General features: G+C 55.8%; 1 tRNA gene and 2 rRNA genes. All 3 read right to left on the bottom strand.

Annotated elements, in window-relative coordinates:
• Positions 1-798 (bottom strand): 23S ribosomal RNA (locus NDI65_RS22135); the annotation flags it as partial.
• Positions 799-1014: 216 nt separating this feature from the next.
• Positions 1015-1086, bottom strand: a tRNA-Ala gene (locus tag NDI65_RS22130).
• A gap of 97 nt (positions 1087-1183) precedes the next feature.
• Positions 1184-1290 (bottom strand): 16S ribosomal RNA (locus NDI65_RS22125); the annotation flags it as partial.

Here is a 1290-nt window from a genome sequence, read left to right as displayed (position 1 = left end):
CGCTTCGCCCTGCTCCGGCGTAGATCACTTGGTTTCGGGTCGCATCCGGTTGGCTCCCCGCCCTTGAAGACGGTGGCCCTGGTCAAAGACTGCGGCCGTATCGGTTTCCCTATGCCTCCGGGGGTTCACCCCTTAGACTCGCCAGTCAGATGCACTCCATGGTTCGTTTTTCAAAACGCACGACGCAACATCGGCTTCACTCAAGTCTTACTACGGGATCGCTCCCAGTTCATTCGTCGAGTGACCTTGTATGCCACGTCGCTCTATCGCCAACTGATTTCAAGCCCTATTGCACCGCCCTTTTCGGGGTGCTTTTCAGCGTTCGCTCACGCTACTTGTTCGCTATCGGTCTCGAGGAGTGTTTAGTCTTCGCAGTTGATGCCTGCGAGATTCACGAGGGATATCCAACCCCCGCTATTCTGGAACAACCCCGGGATCTGGTTCATACGTTACGGGGTTTTCACCCTGTATCACGCTCCGTTCCAGGAGACTTCACGTATGATCCAGGTCCGTTATGGGTAGTCCGTACACCACATTGCCCGAAGGCTTCGGTTTGGACTGTATCGCGTTCACTCGCCGTTACTAACGACATCGCGGATTGCTTTCTTTTCCTGTTCCTACTAAGATGTTTCAATTCGGAACGTTCCCCATTGCGCGAGGCAATTGCGTGGGGATTCCCATTCGGAGATCTTCAGTTCTTACCCTCCATGCGGGTCCCTGAAGCTTTTCGCAGCTTGGCACGTCCGTCATCGGCTCTCGAGCCGAGCTATCCACCAGCTGGCACAGTAGCCAGTTGATATAGTCACTGTGACCCGGAGAACGGGTCCAGTGGACGCCTGGATTGCACGTACACACGGTTTCATCAAACACCCTCGGTGATCTCCGAGGCGTGTTTTCGACCCTTCCCAACCTCGCTTGCGCGGGATGGTGCATCTGTCGTCAGTATCCATTCTGTCGAAACGTCTTGCCACACTTAAGGGGCACGATCGTTCCGGAGTGGAGTACTGCTTACCATGGACCCACAGGGATTCGAACCCTGGGCATCCTCCTTGCAAAGGAGGCACTCTACCACTGAGCTATGGGCCCGTGTTAGCCCTAGTAGTTCTAAGGTGTCCGAACGGGTGTCATTGGTGAACTCGGAAGATCGCGTGTGAGCCACCCCATCGGGGTGGTCTCGGTCGTTAGGAGGTGATCCAGCCGCAGATTCCCCTACGGCTACCTTGTTACGACTTAAGCCCCCTTGCGAAGCCCAGATTCGACCACCGTGTGGTGGCCTCATCCGGACCTCAC

The organism is Haloferax sp. S2CR25 (genome assembly GCF_031624535.1).
Lineage (GTDB): Archaea > Halobacteriota > Halobacteria > Halobacteriales > Haloferacaceae > Haloferax > Haloferax massiliensis.
The sequence above is the reverse complement of the archived record's forward strand: the minus strand, read 5'-3'. Positions and strand labels throughout refer to the sequence as shown.